Source organism: Streptomyces erythrochromogenes, from assembly GCF_040684695.1.
GTDB classification, from domain to species: domain Bacteria; phylum Actinomycetota; class Actinomycetes; order Streptomycetales; family Streptomycetaceae; genus Streptomyces; species Streptomyces erythrochromogenes_C.
Map to the genome: position 1 here is coordinate 32,155 of NZ_JBFBGM010000002.1, position 17,866 is coordinate 50,020.

At 71.8% G+C, this 17,866-nt stretch carries 17 protein-coding genes; 8 read left to right on the plus strand and 9 right to left on the minus strand.

The annotated features are described in order from the left end of the window. Positions 1-42: 42 nt before the first annotated feature. Entirely contained in the window at positions 43-3,006 is a 2,964-nt protein-coding gene (locus tag AB0O53_RS04195; RefSeq protein WP_350989764.1) for an NACHT domain-containing protein, read from the plus strand. Positions 3,007-3,084: 78 nt separating this feature from the next. Here AB0O53_RS04195 and AB0O53_RS04200 read toward each other — a convergent pair whose 3' ends face one another. After that, positions 3,085-5,610 carry an ATP-dependent Clp protease ATP-binding subunit gene (locus AB0O53_RS04200; RefSeq protein ID WP_350989765.1) on the minus strand — a complete coding sequence of 842 codons (2,526 nt, stop codon included), beginning with the start codon at positions 5,608-5,610 and terminating at the stop codon, positions 3,085-3,087. Between the two features lie 462 nt (positions 5,611-6,072). Between AB0O53_RS04200 and AB0O53_RS04205 the strand changes: the two genes are divergently transcribed. Next, complete coding sequence (locus AB0O53_RS04205) at positions 6,073-6,657, plus strand: SCO3374 family protein (protein WP_365193165.1); 585 nt, start codon at positions 6,073-6,075, stop codon at positions 6,655-6,657. Here the strand turns inward: AB0O53_RS04205 and AB0O53_RS04210 are convergent. The 7 genes from AB0O53_RS04210 to AB0O53_RS04240 all read right to left on the minus strand — a co-directional run bounded on the left by AB0O53_RS04210 (position 6,636) and on the right by AB0O53_RS04240 (position 10,814). Next, positions 6,636-6,974 carry a histone-like nucleoid-structuring protein Lsr2 gene (locus AB0O53_RS04210; protein WP_037921217.1) on the minus strand — a complete coding sequence of 113 codons (339 nt, stop codon included), beginning with the start codon at positions 6,972-6,974 and terminating at the stop codon, positions 6,636-6,638. The two genes, AB0O53_RS04205 and AB0O53_RS04210, sit on opposite strands and share 22 nt — an antisense overlap. A gap of 165 nt (positions 6,975-7,139) precedes the next feature. Beyond that, the gene (locus AB0O53_RS04215; protein WP_350989767.1) at positions 7,140-7,670 is read right to left on the minus strand and encodes an amino-acid N-acetyltransferase; all 531 of its coding nucleotides are present in this window, start codon (positions 7,668-7,670) and stop codon (positions 7,140-7,142) included. Between the two features lie 11 nt (positions 7,671-7,681). Then, complete coding sequence (locus AB0O53_RS04220; RefSeq protein ID WP_350989769.1) at positions 7,682-8,206, minus strand: BlaI/MecI/CopY family transcriptional regulator; 525 nt, start codon at positions 8,204-8,206, stop codon at positions 7,682-7,684. Between the two features lie 114 nt (positions 8,207-8,320). Beyond that, entirely contained in the window at positions 8,321-8,488 is a 168-nt protein-coding gene (locus AB0O53_RS04225; RefSeq protein ID WP_350989771.1) for a hypothetical protein, read from the minus strand. Positions 8,489-8,584: 96 nt separating this feature from the next. Then, positions 8,585-9,169: a hypothetical protein gene (locus tag AB0O53_RS04230; RefSeq protein WP_350989773.1), complete on the minus strand. Its 585-nt coding sequence runs from the start codon at positions 9,167-9,169 to the stop codon at positions 8,585-8,587. Between the two features lie 83 nt (positions 9,170-9,252). Beyond that, positions 9,253-9,438 carry a DUF397 domain-containing protein gene (locus AB0O53_RS04235; protein ID WP_030961774.1) on the minus strand — a complete coding sequence of 62 codons (186 nt, stop codon included), beginning with the start codon at positions 9,436-9,438 and terminating at the stop codon, positions 9,253-9,255. A gap of 242 nt (positions 9,439-9,680) precedes the next feature. Then, the gene (locus AB0O53_RS04240) at positions 9,681-10,814 is read right to left on the minus strand and encodes a threonine aldolase family protein (RefSeq protein WP_365193168.1); all 1,134 of its coding nucleotides are present in this window, start codon (positions 10,812-10,814) and stop codon (positions 9,681-9,683) included. Positions 10,815-10,868: 54 nt separating this feature from the next. Between AB0O53_RS04240 and AB0O53_RS04245 the strand changes: the two genes are divergently transcribed. From AB0O53_RS04245 to AB0O53_RS04265, 5 genes are read left to right on the plus strand one after another with little or no spacing between them, the layout of a single operon-like run. After that, positions 10,869-11,834 carry a Rossmann-like and DUF2520 domain-containing protein gene (locus AB0O53_RS04245; RefSeq protein WP_365193170.1) on the plus strand — a complete coding sequence of 322 codons (966 nt, stop codon included), beginning with the start codon at positions 10,869-10,871 and terminating at the stop codon, positions 11,832-11,834. Then, entirely contained in the window at positions 11,831-12,823 is a 993-nt protein-coding gene (gene panC, locus AB0O53_RS04250; protein WP_350989777.1) for a pantoate--beta-alanine ligase, read from the plus strand. Before AB0O53_RS04245 ends, panC begins: the two co-directional genes overlap by 4 nt. After that, complete coding sequence (locus AB0O53_RS04255) at positions 12,820-14,556, plus strand: L-aspartate oxidase (protein WP_350989779.1); 1,737 nt, start codon at positions 12,820-12,822, stop codon at positions 14,554-14,556. The genes panC and AB0O53_RS04255 overlap by 4 nt, the downstream gene beginning before the upstream one ends. Before the next feature lie 2 nt (positions 14,557-14,558). Beyond that, a complete protein-coding gene (gene nadC / locus AB0O53_RS04260) occupies positions 14,559-15,527 on the plus strand; it encodes a carboxylating nicotinate-nucleotide diphosphorylase (RefSeq protein WP_365193172.1) in 969 nt (322 codons plus the stop codon). Between the two features lie 3 nt (positions 15,528-15,530). Beyond that, the gene (locus AB0O53_RS04265) at positions 15,531-16,340 is read left to right on the plus strand and encodes a type III pantothenate kinase (RefSeq protein WP_350989781.1); all 810 of its coding nucleotides are present in this window, start codon (positions 15,531-15,533) and stop codon (positions 16,338-16,340) included. 47 nt (positions 16,341-16,387) lie between these two features. Here AB0O53_RS04265 and AB0O53_RS04270 read toward each other — a convergent pair whose 3' ends face one another. Further along, the gene (locus tag AB0O53_RS04270) at positions 16,388-16,825 is read right to left on the minus strand and encodes an ATP-binding protein (protein WP_365193174.1); all 438 of its coding nucleotides are present in this window, start codon (positions 16,823-16,825) and stop codon (positions 16,388-16,390) included. Between the two features lie 186 nt (positions 16,826-17,011). Between AB0O53_RS04270 and AB0O53_RS04275 the strand changes: the two genes are divergently transcribed. After that, a complete protein-coding gene (locus AB0O53_RS04275) occupies positions 17,012-17,863 on the plus strand; it encodes a helix-turn-helix domain-containing protein (RefSeq protein WP_365193176.1) in 852 nt (283 codons plus the stop codon). Positions 17,864-17,866: the final 3 nt, after the last annotated feature.

Here is a 17,866-nt window from a genome sequence, read left to right on the forward strand (position 1 = left end):
TGCGGATCCCCGCGAATGTGACCGGCGCTACGCTCCGGGCTCGTGGACGCAACAACAGCGGGGATCCGGCTGGCTTCGGCGGTCGTGGCGCCCCTGATCAAGAAGCTCTTACGGACCGAGGGCGCGGGCGCGGGTCTGGTCGACCGCCCGCAGCGCATCTCCTCCTACGTCTCCTGGCGCGAGAAACGCGACCTCGACGCGGCGGACCTGAGCAGACTGGCCGACACCCTGGTGCGCGAGGCCCTGCGGGCCCCCGGCGAGCGGCCGCTCGCGCCCGGGGACGAGGCCGGGGTGGCGGCAGCCCTGGCCGCGACCCTCCACTCCCTGGGCGACCTCACCCTCTCCGACGTGGAAGCCGTCCGCCTCGGCCCCGAGGCCTTCGCCCGCCGGCTGCGGGCGGCCGCCCCGCACCCCGGGCTCTCCCGGGACGCCGAACTGTTCCACGACCGCCTGGTCGAACTGGCCTGCCTGCACATCCTGAACTTCTTCACCCAGCGCTCCACCTTCGTGGCCGCGACCCTGGTCGAGCAGAGCAGACTGCACGCCGAGACCATCGCGAAGGTGGACGAGCTGCTGACGCGCCTGCCCCGCCAGGACGGCCGGGACACGGCCTTCGAGGAGCGCTACCTCGCCTACGTGGCCCGCCGCCACTCCTCACTCACGATCTTCGGCCTGGACCTGGAGCCGGGCTCGGCGCGCTGGCCGCTGGACGCGGCGTACGTCTCGCTGGAGGTCTCCCGGCCGCCGGCCGCCCCCGCGACGGACGCCAGGGCCGGAGAAACACCCGCGCCGTACTCCCTGCCCGCCGACGACCTCTTCACCGAACACGATCGCGTCCTGCTGCGCGGCGACGCCGGATCGGGCAAGACCACGCTCATCCAATGGCTGGCCGTCTCCGCGGCCAAAGCCCCCGGAAACGGGCTCATCCCGTACGTGCTCCCCCTGCGCACCCTGACCCGGCACGGCGAGCGGCTGCCCGCGCCCCGCGACTTCCTCGCCGGGACCCCGCTGGCCGGAGAGGCACCAGAGGGCTGGGAGAGCCGCGTCCTGCGCGACGGGCGGGCCCTGCTGCTGGTCGACGGCATCGACGAGATCCCCGAGGACGAACGGGACCGGACCCGGGACTGGCTCGTGGACCTGACCTTCGCCCATCCCGGCAACCGGTGGCTGATCACCTCCCGGCCCTCGGCCGTCCGGCCGGACTGGCTCGCGGGCGAGGAATTCACCGAGGTGACCCTGGCTCCGATGAGCCCGGGGAACGTCCGGTCCTTCATCGAGCGCTGGCACACCGCCGCGGGAACCCCCGAGGGCTACGCGGACCTGCTGGAAGCCGTACGCCGGAAACCCGACCTGGCCCGCCTCGCCACCAATCCGCTGCTGTGCGGTCTGATCTGCGCCCTGCACCGCGAGCGCCGCGGGTTCCTCCCGACCGGCCGCAAGGAGCTGTACACGGCCGCCCTGTCGATGCTGCTGCACCGCCGCGACCGTGAACGCGGCGTGCCGCTGCCGTACCTGGCCGAGGAGCCCCAGCTCCAGCTGCTCCAGCGGCTCGCCCACTGGCTGATCCGCAACGGCCGCACCGAAATGGACCGGTCCCGGGCCGAGGACCTGATCGCCGCAGCACTCCCGGCGGTCCCGGCCGCGCACGCCCTCGGTGAAGCGCCACTGGTGTACCGGCACTTCCTGGAGCGCACCGGCCTGCTGCGGGCCCCGACGGTGGACACCGTCGAGTTCGTCCACCGCACCTTCCAGGACTTCCTGGGCGCCCGGGCGGCCCTGGACGAGGGCAGCCTGGGCGAGCTGACCGCACACGCCGACGACGACCAGTGGGAGGACGTCATCCGGATGGCGGTCGCCCAGGGCCGCCCGCGCGAACGCACCGAGATCATCCGGGCCCTGCTGGACCGCGGCACGAACCGGTCCGTACTCCTGGCCTACGCGTCCCTCCAGTACGCGGCAGAGCTCGATCCCGCACTGCGCGCCGCGACCGAGGCCGCCGTACGCCACCTGCTGCCGCCGCGGACCGTCGAGGAGGCCAAGGAACTGGGCCGCACCGGCCCTCTGGTGCTGGAACTGCTCGCCCACCCGGGAGGGGCGAGTGAGGAGGAGGCCGTCATGGCCATCACCGCTGCCGGCGAGACCCTCTCCGACCTCGCGATCCCCTACCTTGCCGGGTTCCGCTACACGACCTCGCCCTTGGTCCACGACGCGCTCGTGGCACTGTGGGCACGCTTCGACGCCCGGGAGTACGCCCGGGAGGTCATCGAACACCTCCGCCACGATCCGCACGCCCTGCAGATCGTGCACGACTCCCAGGCCAATGCCCTGCACGCGTTCGCGCGGCCGCCGGCACTCGTCATCCGGGACTCCGTGTCCGCAGGCGCCCTGGCCGCTCTGTGCTCCCGCGTCCTCGTGGAGAACCTGGGCCTCTTCCATCTCGAAGAGCTCCACGACCTGGAGTTCCTGCGCGAGCAGCGTTCGCTGGAGGTGCTGCAGATCAGCCGGTGCCCGGGGCTCACCGACGTGACGGCCCTGCGCAGCCTGCCGGTACGGGTCGCCCGCCTCAACCTGTCCGCGGCACGGGGCCTGAACGAGGTCATCGCGAGCTGGCCGCACCTGAACTCCCTGGAGCTGCACTCTCCGCGTCCCTGGTCGGCCCGCGACCTGGCCCCCGGGGCGGACCTGGAGTTCCTGGTCCTGGACACGCCCGTGGTCGACGTGCGGGGCCTGGGACGGCATGCGGGGATGCACATCCTGAACCTGGGCCACCGCTGGCGTCCGGCCCGTTCGGCCGACTGGGAGGAGCTGGCCCGGCTGGAGCAGTTGCAGGAGCTCGCCGTGTCGGACGAGACCCTGGAGGACCTGGTCGAGCACCTCCGGCTGCCCTCGCTGCGGACCCTTCGGCTGTACGGCGACGAGGAGCTGCCGCCGGGCCTGGAGGAGCGGTTCGCCCAGCGCTTCCCAGGGGCCGAGATCGAATCCTTCTACACGGTGTACGAGCAGTAGGACCACGGAAAAAGGGGCGGCCCCGGAACCTCACGGTTCCGGGGCCGCCCCTTTGCGGTGCCCGGGGGCACCTACGCGTTACGCGCCCTTCGACAGGTCCGGGCCGGAGCCCGTGGCTTCGATCGGGGGGAGGTCGGGCAGGGCCGACTTCTCCTCGCCGCGGAAGGTGAACTTGGCTTCCTCGCCCTCACCCTCCTTGCCGACGACCACGATGTGACCGGGGCGCAGCTCGCCGAAGAGGATCTTCTCCGACAGCACGTCCTCGATCTCGCGCTGGATGGTCCGGCGCAGCGGCCGGGCACCCAGGATCGGGTCGTAGCCGCGCTTGGCGAGCAGGAGCTTGGCGTCGCCGCTCAGCTCGATGCCCATGTCGCGGTCCTTCAGGCGCTCGTCGACCTTCGCGATCATCAGGTCGACGATCTGGATGATGTCTTCCTCGGTGAGCTGGTGGAAGACGACCGTGTCGTCGACACGGTTGAGGAACTCGGGCCGGAAGTGCTGCTTGAGCTCTTCGTTGACCTTCGCCTTCATCCGCTCGTAGCCGGTCTTCGTGTCGCCCTGTGCCGCGAAGCCCAGGTTGAAGCCCTTCGAGATGTCCCGGGTACCCAGGTTGGTCGTCATGATGATGACCGTGTTCTTGAAGTCCACGACCCGGCCCTGGGAGTCGGTCAGGCGACCGTCCTCCAGGATCTGGAGAAGGGAATTGAAGATATCCGGGTGGGCCTTCTCGACCTCGTCGAAGAGGACGACGGAGAACGGCTTCCGGCGCACCTTCTCGGTGAGCTGGCCGCCCTCTTCGTAGCCCACGTAACCGGGGGGCGAACCGAAGAGGCGGGAAACCGTGTGCTTCTCGCTGAACTCCGACATGTCGAGGGAGATCAGCGCGTCCTCGTCGCCGAAGAGGAATTCGGCGAGCGTCTTGGAGAGCTCGGTCTTACCGACACCGGACGGGCCGGCGAAGATGAACGAGCCACCCGGGCGCTTCGGGTCCTTCAGACCCGCACGGGTACGGCGGATCGCCTGGGAGAGCGCCTTGATGGCGTCCTTCTGGCCGATGACCCGACGGTGGAGCTCGTCCTCCATGCGGAGCAGTCGCGAGGACTCCTCCTCGGTGAGCTTGAAGACGGGAATGCCGGTCGCGGTCGCGAGGACCTCGGCGATGAGCTCGCCGTCGACCTCGGCGACGACGTCCATGTCGCCGGCCTTCCATTCCTTCTCGCGCTTGGTCTTCGCCGCCAGCAGCTGCTTCTCCTTGTCGCGGAGAGAAGCCGCCTTCTCGAAGTCCTGGGAGTCGATGGCCGACTCCTTGTCGCGGCGCACGCCCGCGATCTTCTCGTCGAACTCGCGGAGGTCCGGCGGCGCGGTCATCCGGCGGATGCGCATCCGGGAGCCGGCCTCGTCGATCAGGTCGATCGCCTTGTCCGGGAGGAAGCGGTCCGAGATGTAGCGGTCCGCCAGCGTCGCCGCCTGGACGAGGGCCTCGTCCGTGATGGAGACGCGGTGGTGGGCCTCGTAGCGGTCGCGCAGGCCCTTGAGGATCTCGATCGTGTGGGGGAGGGAAGGCTCCGCCACCTGGATCGGCTGGAAGCGGCGCTCGAGGGCCGCGTCCTTCTCGAGGTGCTTGCGGTACTCGTCGAGCGTCGTGGCACCGATGGTCTGGAGCTCACCACGGGCCAGCATCGGCTTGAGGATGCTCGCGGCGTCGATCGCGCCCTCGGCGGCACCCGCACCCACGAGGGTGTGGAGCTCGTCGATGAACAGGATGATGTCGCCGCGGGTGCGGATCTCCTTGAGCACCTTCTTCAGGCGCTCCTCGAAGTCACCGCGGTAGCGGGAACCGGCGACCAGGGCACCGAGGTCAAGCGTGTAGAGGTGCTTGTCCTTGAGGGTCTCGGGGACCTCGCCCTTGACGATCGCCTGCGCCAGGCCCTCGACGACGGCCGTCTTGCCGACGCCGGGCTCGCCGATGAGGACCGGGTTGTTCTTGGTGCGGCGGGACAGCACCTGCATGACCCGCTCGATCTCCTTCTCGCGCCCGATGACCGGGTCGAGCTTGGATTCGCGGGCAGCCTGGGTGAGGTTGCGGCCGAACTGGTCCAGGACGAGCGAGGTCGAGGGCGTGCCCTCGGCCGGGCCGCCGGCCGTGGCCGACTCCTTGCCCCCGCCGGTGTAGCCGGAGAGCAGCTGGATGACCTGCTGCCGGACCCGGTTGAGATCGGCGCCCAGCTTCACGAGGACCTGGGCTGCGACGCCCTCGCCCTCGCGGATCAGGCCGAGCAGGATGTGCTCGGTGCCGATGTAGTTGTGGCCGAGCTGGAGGGCCTCTCGGAGCGAAAGCTCCAGGACCTTCTTCGCCCGCGGGGTGAAGGGGATGTGGCCGGACGGGGCCTGCTGACCCTGACCGATGATCTCCTCAACCTGCTGGCGAACGGCCTCGAGCGAAATCCCGAGGCTCTCCAGGGCCTTAGCGGCGACACCCTCACCCTCGTGGATCAAGCCCAGGAGGATGTGCTCGGTGCCGATGTAGTTGTGGTTGAGCATCCGGGCTTCTTCCTGAGCCAGGACGACAACCCGCCGCGCGCGGTCGGTGAACCTCTCGAACATCGTTTATCGCTCCTCAGAGCGGTCGGGCAGTTCGGGGTCGGTCCCCGCCCTGTCCTTCCGCATGCTAGTCCCGTGGGGCGGGACAGCTCATTCCAACTGCCGACATCCGTCCACGGCTCACCCCTGCATCAGCGGGAAAACCGGCTTGAAGAGCCGACAACTGCTCCAACTCGATGGTGCGAGACGATGTTCCCGCAGGCCAGGCAGATACCCGTCATGCGTGTACGCCGATGGCGAACGGAAGCCGGTCAAAACAGCGTGTCGCCCCGATCCACTAGGAATGTCTTACCCGTAAGGGCTGACACTCCATGCCGGTGACGCCGGTTCCCTCCGCTGAGGGCGAACAGAGTTCCGTCTCGAATGTGGGACTCCACCACCGCGGACGTTTACGTTCCGCACACCTGCGGGCGCGGAACGTCACCTCTACCGTAACCCCGAAGCGTTTCTGCAGTTGCTCCGGGCATGGCCGCAACCGTCCTGCCGACCGTCCCGCCGCCCCGCGTCGCGCCCGAGGGGGACGCGTACGCCGCCTGGTACGGGAGGGTGCTCGGCTGGACCGTCACCGGCGGGCCGCCGGCGCAGCTCGTGACCGGCATCGGCTTCGACGTCCTGGAGCTGCCGTCGGACGCGGGGACGGCGCTGTTGCGCCGGCCGGTCGCCACCGGTCCGGTGGCCCTGATGGGGCGCCGGATGCGGTTCCTGGTCGCCCCGGGGAGCGCAGAGGAGCTCGACGGGCTGCTCGACTGGCTGGAGTGGGGCGGGGTCGCCCTGGATCTGACCGCCCTGGGTGCGGGCGGGCGGATCACCGCCCCGGCTCCTCCGGGGCCGCCCCCGGGAGAAAGCCCCCGGGGGGCCGCCGTGTGGCTGCGACCCCCCGAGCAGGGGTGTGAGGCGCTGCTGCCGGCCCTGCCCGGTCCCGGGCGGGCCGCCGGGCCCGCTCGCGGGCCCGATCTCGTACGCCTGGTCGCGGCGGCGGCGACGGAATGCCACCGGGCGCGCCTGGGACGGCGTACGAACGGGGTCGATCAGCCCTTGGCCTTCTCGTAGGCCTCGCGGATCTCGGCCGGGACGCGGCCGCGGTCGTTCACGTTGTAACCGTTCTCCTTGGCCCAGGCGCGGATCTCGGCCGTGTCCGGGTTGCCGGTCGCGGCGGAGGCGCGGCCCTTGGCGCGGGCGGCGGTGGCACGGCCACCGGTGCGGCGGCCGCCCTTGGTGTACGGGTCGAGCAGACCGCGGAGCTTTTCAGCGTTGGCGGTGGTGAGGTCGATCTCGTAGGTCTTGCCATCCAGAGCGAACGTCACCGTCTCGTCCGCCTCGCCGCCGTCGAGGTCGTCGACAAGAAGGACCTGAACCTTCTGTGCCACCGGGATTTCCTTTCATCGAAAAGCAGTACGCGGAAAGGAAACCGCTTTTGCCTGGAAAACACAAACCCCCCGGGAGAGGTTCAGGACCGCAACGAGGCGGGAAACGTGCGCGATTCGGACATAGGCCACAGGTGCACGGAGCGCCGGAAAAGCTGAGGCCATCGATCAGAGGTGCAGAAGCATCCGACTGTTGCCCAAGGTGTTCGGCTTCACTCGTTCGAGACCGAGGAACTCGGCGACGCCCTCGTCATAGGAACGCAAGAGCTCCATGTAGACATCGGTGTCGACCGGGGTCTCGCCGATCTCGACGAAGCCGTGCTTCGCGAAGAACTCGACTTCGAAGGTGAGGCAGAAAACCCGGCTCACCCCGAGCGTGCGGGCGGTGCTCAACAACTGCTGGAGCACCTGATGGCCGACGCCGGCGCCCTTCAGGTCGCGGTCGACGGCGAGAGTCCGCACTTCGGCGAGGTCTTCCCACATCACGTGGAGTGCACCGCAGCCCACCACCTGTGCATCCGAGTCGCGTTCCGCGACCCAGAACTCCTGGATGTCCTCGTAAAGGACGACCGGTGCTTTGTCGAGCAGGATCCGCTGCTGCACGTACTGGTCGAGGAGGCGGCGCAGCGCGGGAACATCGCGGGTGCGGGCACGGCGGATCGTCACTGTTTCTGCGTGTGCAGTGGAAAACTCTCCCATGGCTGCGGACGCTATCGCCCCGGCGGACTCGGGGGCCCGGCGGACTCGCCTTCGGCTTCCGGCGGCGCGGCCTGTTCCGCGGGAGGTTCGGCAGGGGGTTCGGCGGGGCGTTCCGGGGAAGGTTCTGCGGGGGCTTCCGCGCGGGGTTCCGCCGCGGCTTCGGGGGCGGACTCGCCGTCGTACTGGACGACGCGGACGGCGTCCCGGAGGGCTTCGCGCTGTTCCGCGGACATCATGCCGAAGAAGGCGACGAGAGCGGCGGCGGGGTTGTCGCTCGTCGACCAGGCTTCGTTCATCAGTGCGGCCGAGTAGGCGGCGCGGGTGGAGACCGCCGTATATCGATAGGCGCGGCCTTCGGCTTCCCGGCGGACCCAGCCCTTCTGATGGAGATTGTCCATAACGGTCATGACCGTGGTGTACGCGATGGACCGTTCCTGCTGGAGGTCTTCCAGGACTTCCCGAACGGTGACCGGGCGGTTCCACTGCCACACCCGCGTCATGACGGCGTCTTCGAGTTCTCCCAAGGGGCGAGGCACACCAGCACGATAGTGCGGGTTGTGCGGAATTGCCCGACTATTCACTCGGCAACGCGCGACAAAATCGGGGCGCACGGCCGGTACGGCCGGGCGCCCGCGCGGAGGGTCCGCGCTCTAGCTCTGCTGCTGGCGGGTGGCTTCTGCCCGGGCGATCACGGCGTCGACCGCCGCGTCCTCCTTGGACTTGTTGGAGCCGCCCTGGCTCTTCACGATCGTCACGACGAGGGCGATGAAGAACGCGGCCATCACGAAGGGGGGCACGAGCGCGGAGACGTAGTCCATGCCCCCAGCGTAGCCACCCGCGCCCGGGCCGGTCCGGGTGGGTGAGGGGTGCGTGCCGCCCCGCGCTCCCGCGCCCCCCGGACCCGCCGGGCGCACTCACATGACGGCGAGCCCGGACGCCGGGGGCGGGGTGGGCTTGCGGCGCGGCGGGAAGACCTCTCCGGGGGTCGGGACCGGCCGTTCGGGGCGCGGGCGCTCCTTGGGCGCGGGCGCCGGCCGCGGCGGCTCCTCCCGGCCGCCCGCCAGGGTCAGCAGGCGGGTGCGGGGCGCGGGGGTCGTGCTCAGGCGCCGCCGTACGGAGCGCTCCGCGACGGACCGGGCCCGCTCCAGCAGCGCGGCGGCGGCCGGGTTGGCCCGCAGCGCGCGCAGGGCGGCGAGGTCGTCGGGGGTCGGCTCGTATCCGGATGCGAGGGCCTGGCGGAGCAGTTCCAGGTAGCCGGAGAGGCTGCCGGGCAGGGCGCCGCGGTAGCGGGCCAGATCGTCCAGGAGGAAGGCTCTGAGCCGGCCCGCCTCCCGGACCGCTTCGTCCACCGACTGCGCGAGGCGCAGGCAGTCCTGGACCTCCTCGGCCGCCAGGGGGGCCGGGGAGGACTGAAGGGCGTGGGCGAGCGAACGCCTGAGCACGTGCAGCTCAGCAGCGCTGAACGCCATGCCGCCGCGGGATCCGTTGGGCGTGGGCATGGGGCCGAAGATACGCGCTAATCGGACAAAATCCCCTCAGGAGGGGCCGCTGCGGCGCGGCGCGGCCGGGCGTCGGCACGCCCTCAGCCGGTCTCCTTGACCGCGCGCAGGAAGTCCGTCCAGGCGGCCTGGGTCGTGGCGAGGACCAGGTGCGCGGGGTCGACCCGGTCGGCGACCTTGACGAGGGCTCCGGGGGTGACGGCGACGTAGACGCAGGCGTCGCCGTCACCGCAGAACGAGGACTTCCGCCACGCGGGCTGAGCGGTCATGGTGTCTCCTCCGGGCACGGTGGCCGGTAATTGCGGTCAAAGGACGGTAACTCCGTGGCCGGCCCTCACCGGCGACTTTCACGCAATTCGGCGTTTCGCCGCTGCCCCGCGGGGGTGCGGGTGGTACGGGCCGGGTCCCCTCCCGCGCAGGCCGGCAGCCCTACGGAGGGCTGCGGGCGCGGCCGGGCGCCGGCGGCGCGGGAGGCCCGGGCGGGGTCGTTTCCGGCCCCGCCCGGGCGCCGTCAGATACGGGCCACGAAGGCCGAGACCGCCTCGTGGACGTCGGACTCCGTCCAGGACAGGCCCGGCTCCGTGACGTCCACCTCGGTCACCGCGAGGCCCGGCCCCCCGGCCGACCAGCGGCGGAACAGCACCGTGCCCGTCTCCTCGGCCTGCCGCAGGCCCGCGTCCGTCAGCCGGTCCGGCTCGTACGGCAGCCACACCTGGAACTGGTGCGTGTGCGGTTCCACGGGGTGGACGCGCGACCACGGGACGCCGGACTTCGCGAGGGCCTCGCGCAGCGCCCCGGCCACCGTCCGCGCCTGGGCCACGTACGAGGGCAGCCGCGGCAGCTCCCGCTCCAGTCCGGCCAGCGCGGCCAGGGCCTGCGGGAACTGGCGGAAGATCTGGCCCCCGTAGCGGTGGCGCCAGACCCTGGTTTCCTCCACGAACTCCCGCGGCCCGGCCAGTGCCGCCCCGCTCAGGCCGCCGAGCGACTTGTAGAACGAGACGTAGACGGAGTCGGCGAGCCCGGCGATCTCCGGCAGCGGGCGGCCGAAGTGGACGGTGGACTCCCACAGCCGGGCGCCGTCGAAGTGGATCGCCGCCTCCCGCTCCCGGCCCGCATCCACCAGCGCCCGCAGCTCCTCCCAGGTGGGCAGCACGAACCCGGCCTCGCGCAGCGGCAGCTCCAGCATCAGCGTGCCGAACGGCTCCGCGACGTCCCCGACCTCCTCCGCGGTCATCTGGCGCGCCGCGGTCGTCGGGTGGACGACCCACAGCCCGGAGACCGCCGACAGGGCCTCGCCCTCCCACATCTCCGGGTGGCTCATCGGGTGCAGGGCCACGACCGGGTTCCCGGTCCGGCCGGCCCAGCAGCGCAGGGCGACCTGCTGCGCCATCGTGCCGCTGGGGAAGAACGCGGCGTCCTGCGTCCCCAGCAGCTCCGCGACCCGCCGCTCCAGCTCCGCGACGACCCCGTCGCCGTAGATGTCGCCCGGCGCGTCCATGTCGTAGTCGTACGGGCCCTCGGCGAGCCGGGCCAGGGCCTCACCCACCGTGGCCTCGCGCGGACTGCGGGTCAGGGTCCTGTCCGCCGCCCGCCAGGCCGCCACGAGCCGGGCCGTGCGCTGCGTTTCGTCGTCGCTGTCGCTCATGACCCCTGATCCTCGCCCCTCGCCACCGACCGGCCAAGAGCCCCACGGGCTAGCATGGCGGCGTATCGTCCGGTACCCCCGCGGACTGGAACGGAAGGCATTCCCCGCGTGAATCCATCACAGCAGCCACGCCCTGCCCGGCTCGCCGTCGGCGTCGTCGGGGCGGGCCGGGTCGGCCCGGCGCTGGCCCGTGCGCTCCAGCAGGCGGGACACCGTCCCGTCGCCGTCTCGGGCGTCTCCGAGACCTCCGTGCGCCGCGCCGCGCGGATGCTGCCCGACGTGCCGCTGGTGCCGCCCGCGCAGGTGCTGGAACTGTCCGACCTGGTCCTGCTGACCGTCCCCGACGACGCGCTGCCGGCGCTCGTGGAGGGGCTCGCGGAGACCGGGGCGGTCCGGCCCGGTCAGCTCCTCGTGCACACCTCGGGCCGGTACGGGACGGCCGTGCTCGACCCGGCGCGCCGCGCGGGCGCCCTGCCACTGGCCCTGCACCCCGCGATGACCTTCACCGGCACCGAGGTCGACGTGCAGCGGCTGGCCGGATGCTCCTTCGGCGTCACCGCCCCCGACGAGCTGCGGCTGGCCGCCGAGGCCCTGGTCATCGAGATGGGCGGGGAGCCGGAATGGATCGCGGAGGAGAACCGCGCGCTCTACCACGCGGCCCTCGCCCTCGGTGCGAACCACCTGGTCACGCTGGTCGCCCAGTCGCTGGAGCTGCTGCGCAAGGCCGGAGTGGCGCACCCCGACCGAATGCTCGGCCCGCTGCTCGGCGCGGCCCTCGACAACGCCCTGCGCTCCGGGGACGCGGCCCTGACCGGGCCGGTGGCCCGCGGGGACGCGGGGACGGTCGCCGCGCACGTCTCGGAGCTGCGCCGGCACGCGCCGGGCACGGTGGCCGGGTACCTGGCCATGGCCCGCACCACCGCCGACCGGGCCCTCGCGCACGGTCTGCTCAAGCCCGAACTCGCCGAGGACCTGCTCGGCGTACTCGCCGACACGGACCCTGACGGGGGCGATCAGTGACCGAGCTGCTGCTGCACACCGCCGATGAGCTGCACAAGCTGCCGCGCACCGGACGGCGGGCCGTGGTGATGACCATGGGCGCCCTCCACGAGGGCCACGCCACCTTGATCCGCAGCGCCCGCGAACAGGCCGGGCCCGAGGGGCAGGTCGTCGTCACCGTCTTCGTCAACCCGCTGCAGTTCGGGGCGGGCGAGGACCTCGACCGCTACCCCCGCACCCTCGACGCGGACCTCTCGATCGCCGAAGGGGCGGGCGCCGACGCGGTGTTCGCCCCCGCCGTGGACGAGGTCTACCCGGGCGGGGACCCCCAGGTGCGCGTCAGCGCCGGCCCGATGGGCGAGCGCCTCGAAGGGGCCACCCGGCCGGGCCACTTCGACGGGATGCTGACCGTCGTCGCCAAGCTGCTCCACCTGACCCGCCCCGACCTGGCCCTCTTCGGCCAGAAGGACGCGCAGCAACTGGCCCTGATCCGGCGGATGGTGACGGACCTGAACTTCCCCGTCGAGGTGGTCGGCGTGCCGACCGTTCGCGAGGAGGACGGCCTGGCCCTGTCGTCCCGCAACCGCTACCTGTCCCCCGCGGACCGGCAGACCGCGCTCGCGCTGTCGCGCGCCCTGTTCGCCGGCCGCGACCGGCTCGCCGCGCAGGCTGCGCTGCGGGCCCGCGCCGAGGCCGCACCGGCCACCGACGAGCGGGCCACCGCGCTGGCCAGGCTGGGCGAGATCCGCGCCTCGGCCGACGCGCACGCCGTCTCGGCGGCCTGCGCGGGCCTGCCGGACGCGGTCCGGGCCGCGGCCGGCCACGTACTGGCGGACGCGGCCCGTTCGGAGCCGCCGCTCGTCCTGGACTACCTGGCGCTGGTGGACCCGAAGGACTTCACCGAGGCCGGTCCGGACTTCACCGGGCAGGCCGTGCTGGCCGTCGCCGCGAAGGTGGGCACGACCCGGCTGATCGACAACATCCCATTGGAATTCGGAGCACACTCGTGAGCACCCCTGGCAGAGGCCCGGCCGGCAGCACCGGCATACGGCTGCACGCGCCGGCGCCCGGCTGGTCCCTCGACGCCGACGTCGTGGTCGTCGGCTCCGGTGTGGCGGGCCTGACCGCCGCGCTGCGCTGCGCGGCCGCGGGCCGCCGTACCGTCGTGGTCACCAAGGCCCGGCTCGACGACGGCTCCACCCGCTGGGCGCAGGGCGGCATCGCCGCGGCGCTCGGCGAGGGCGACAGCCCCGAGCAGCACCTCGACGACACCCTGGTCGCGGGCGCCGGCCTGTGCGACGAGGAGGCCGTACGGCTGCTCGTCACCGAGGGCCCGGACGCGGTGCGGCGGCTCATCGACACCGGCGCGGTCTTCGACACGTCGGCCGAGACCGGGGAGATAGAGCTGACCCGGGAGGGCGGCCACCACCGCCGGCGGATCGCGCACGCGGGCGGCGACGCCACCGGCGCCGAGATCTCGCGGGCGCTGGTCGAGGCCGTGCACGCCGCGGGCATCGAGACCGTGGAGAACGCGCTCGTCCTGGACCTCCTGCAGGACGCGCGGGGCCGGACGGCCGGAGTCACCCTGCACGTCATGGGCGAGGGGCAGCACGACGGCGTCGGCGCCGTCCACGCCCCCGCCGTGATCCTCGCGACCGGCGGCATGGGCCAGGTCTTCTCCGCCACGACCAACCCGTCGGTGTCCACCGGCGACGGCGTGGCGCTCGCGCTGCGCGCCGGGGCGGAGGTCTCCGACCTGGAGTTCGTGCAGTTCCACCCGACGGTGCTGTTCCTCGGGCCGGACGCCGAGGGCCAGCAGCCGCTGGTGTCGGAGGCCGTACGCGGCGAGGGCGCGTACCTCGTCGACGCGGACGGCGTGCGCTTCATGACGGGCCAGCACGAGCTCGCCGAGCTGGCCCCGCGCGACATCGTCGCCAAGGGCATCATGCGCCGCATGCAGGAGCAGGGCGCGCAGCACATGTACCTGGACGCCCGGCACTTCGGCGCCGAGATGTGGGAGCAGCGCTTCCCGACGATCCTGGCGGCCTGCCGCTCGCACGGCATCGACCCGGTGACGCAGCCCATCCCGGTGGCGCCCGCCGCGCACTACGCCTCCGGCGGCGTGCGGACCGACCTGCACGGCCGCACGACGGTCCCCGGCCTGTACGCCTGCGGCGAGGTCGCGTGCACGGGCGTGCACGGCGCGAACCGGCTCGCCTCCAACTCGCTGCTGGAGGGGCTGGTCTTCGCCGAGCGGATCGCGGAGGACATCACCGCGCGGGAGCCCGGTGGGGGCGGTCCCGGCGTCCCGGTCCCCTCGACCGGCCCGCTGCAGCCCGCCGGTGCCCGGTACGAGGTCCAGCGGATCATGACGGCGGGCGCGGGCGTGCTCCGCTCCGCCCGGTCGCTGGAGGAGGCGGCCGAGGCCCTCGAAGGGCTGTACGCCACCGCCCTGAACGACCTCGAAGCGCACGGCAAGACCGCCGAACCCGGTGTGGACACCTGGGAGGCCACGAACCTGCTGTGCGTGGCGCGGGTCCTGGTCGCCGCCGCGTGGCGGCGCGAGGAGACCCGCGGCTGCCACTGGCGCGAGGACCACCCGGACCGGGACGATGCCCGGTGGCGCCGCCACCTCGTGGTCCGGCTCTCGGCCACCGAGAAGCGGGCCCTGGTCGTCGTACCGACCGACTCCGCGGACTTCCCGTCCGTCCACCCCCTGAGCACCCCGAGCCTGGAGCAGTGACCGTGAGCACCCCCGAACTTCCCCTCATCGACCAGAACGACGGCGGCTGCGGCGACGACTGCGCCTGCGGCGACGGCGAGGAGAGCGGCCTCGACCCGGCGCTCGCCGAGCTGCTCGCGGACGCGGGCCTGGACCCGATCGAGGTCGAGGACATCGCCCACATGGCGCTCTCCGAGGACCTCGACGGCGGCGTGGACGTCACCACCGTGGCCACGGTCCCCGAGGACGCCGAGGCCGTCGCCGACTTCGTCGCCCGCGAGGACGGCGTCGTGGCGGGCCTGCGCATCGCCGAGGCGGTGTTCTCCGTGGTGTGCACGGAGGCCTTCGAGGTGGAGCGGCACGCGGAGGACGGCGACAGCGTCAAGGCCGGCGAGGTGCTGCTGTCGGTCCGCGCCCGTACCCGCGACCTGCTGACGGCCGAGCGCAGCGCCCTGAACATCCTGTGCCGGCTCTCCGGCATCGCGACGGCCACCCGCCGCTGGGCCGACGTCCTGGAGGGCACGAAGGCCAAGGTGCGCGACACCCGCAAGACCACGCCGGGCCTGCGTTCGCTGGAGAAGTACGCGGTCCGCTGCGGCGGCGGCGTCAACCACCGCATGTCCCTGTCGGACGCGGCGCTGGTGAAGGACAACCACGTGGTGGCGGCGGGCGGCGTCGCGCAGGCCTTCACCGCGGTGCGCGAGGCGTTCCCGGAGGTCCCGATCGAGGTCGAGGTCGACACGATGCACCAGGTCCGCGAGGTCCTGGACGCGGGCGCCGACCTGATCCTGCTGGACAACTTCACGGTTCCCGAGACCGAGGAGGCCGTCACGCTGGTGGCCGGCCGCGCCGTGCTGGAGTCCTCGGGCCGGCTGACGCTGGACACCGCCCGGGCGTACGCGGAGACCGGGGTGGACTACCTCGCGGTCGGCGGGCTGACCCACTCCTCGCCGATCCTGGACATCGGTCTCGATCTGCGCGAGGCGGTGTAACCCGTGCTGCTCACCATCGACGTAGGCAACACCCACACGGTCCTGGGCCTGTTCGACGGTGACGAGATCGTCGAGCACTGGCGCATCTCGACCGACCCGCAGCGCACGGCCGACGAGATGGCCGTGCTGATGCAGGGGCTGATGGGCACGCACCCGATGCTCGGCAGCGAGCTCGGCGACGGGATCCACGGCATCGCGATCTGCTCGGCGGTGCCGTCGGTCCTGCACGAGCTCCGCGAGGTGACCCGCCGCTACTACGGCGACGTGCCCGCAGTGATCGTGGAGCCCGGCACCAAGACGGGTGTCCCGATCCTCATGGACAACCCCAAGGAGGTCGGCGCGGACCGCATCGTGAACGCGGTCGCGGTGGTCGAGCTGTACGGGGGCCCGGCGATCGTGGTGGACCTCGGTACGGCGACCACCTTCGACGCGGTGTCCGCGAAGGGCGAGTACGTGGGCGGGGTGATCTCCCCGGGCATCGAGATCTCGATGGACGCGCTCGGCGTACGGGGCGCCCAGCTGCGCAAGATCGAGCTGGCCCGGCCGCGCCACGTGATCGGCAAGTCCACGGTCGAGGCGATGCAGTCGGGCGTGATCTACGGTTTCGCGGGTCAGGTCGACGGGGTCGTGGCCCGGATGGCCAAGGAGCTGGCCGGGCCGAACGGCGATCCGGACGACGTCCGGGTCATCGCGACCGGCGGTCTGGCCCCGATGGTGCTGGGCGAGTCGTCGGTGATCGACGACCACGAGCCCTGGCTGACGCTGATCGGGCTGCGGCTGGTGTACCAGCGCAACGTGCCGAACTTCGAGTGACGCTGCCGGGACTGGGACCGTACCCCGTGGGTGCGGTCCCGGTGCCGTCAGGCGCGGACTTCGACCCACAGCAGCTTCCCTCCGGCATCCCCGTACAGCCCCGTCCCGCCGAGCGGATAGCCGCCCCAGTTGGCGGCGTACGCCCGTACGAGGAGCAGACCGCGGCCCCGCTCGGCGCCCGGCTGCGGTGCCGCGACGGGAGCGTCCGTTCCGAAGGGCGCAGGGATGTGCGGATTGCTGTCCCAGACGCTGACACGCAGCCGAGTGGACCCCATGGCCCGGAGCCGGAGTGTGTACGGGCCGTCGGAGTAGAGGTAGGCATTGGCCATCAGCTCCCCGGCCAACAGCTCGGCCGTATCGACGAGTTCGCCCATCGCGTGGGTGCGGAGCACGGAGCGCAGGGTCTGGCGGGCGAGGCCGGGGGCGCGGGGATCTTGTGGGAGTTGCAGGCTGTAGGCCCACGACGGAGATACGGTGGCAGGCATGGAAGTCTCCGATCACGGAGGGGTGTTGGTCGCGTTGCGCTTGCTGCCCGGTGACCTTGCCGCTCCGTCGAACGGGGTACTTCCGGATGAGGTGGCCTGGGTCCCAGATTAGGGGCAGCCAAAGATTCTTTGCGCGAATCCAAGGTCTTCGATGCCCAATTCCCTCGTGTGAGTGAGGAGTGAAACGTGGTCGCTCGCCCCGTCCCGACGGCCCGGCGTGCCCGGCTGGCGGCTGAACTGCGCAAACTCCGCGAGCGGGCCGGCATGACGGCAACCGAGGCCGCGGCTGCGATCGGCACCAGCTCGGGCCAGCTGAGCAATGTGGAGACGGCCAGGTTCGGAGTGAGCCCTGACCGGGTCCGTGCCATGGCACGCGTCTACTCGGTCTGCGACCCTCAGCTCGGGGAAGCGCTGGCCGCAATGGCAGCCGACCGCACGAACGGATGGTGGGAGCAATACCGGGAGGTCCTGCCTCCCAGCCTCCTCGACTTGGCCGAACTTGAGCACCACGCGTTGGCGCTGCGCGCCGCCTACACGGCTCATGTCCCAGGCCTCTTGCAGACAGCGGACCACGCGCGGGAAGTCTTCCGACAGGTAGTACCGGAGCTGACCCCGCCCGAGGTCGAACACCGGGTGTCGCACCGGATCAAGCGGCAGGACGTGCTCTACCGGAGCGACCCCACTCCCTACACCGCGATCATCCACGAAGCGGCCCTGCGCATGCAGTTCGGCGGACGCGCCGTCGTCAAGGGGCAGCTCGCCCACCTCATGGAGATGGGGCTACGAAGCCAGGTCCGCATCCTGGTGATCCCCTTCGACGCAGGATCATTCCCCGGTGCCGGCCAGTCGATCTACTACGCACACGGTTCCGTGCCACAGCTCGACACGGTCCACTTGGACCAGTCACACGGTCCGGCATTGGTGGACGCCGAGGCTCGGCTGGAGGGATACCGGCTCCTCCTCGGCCGCATGGAGGCCATGGCCCTCGGCCGCGAGGAGAGCGGCCAGTTCATCCACAGCATCCTGCGAACCCTGTGAAGG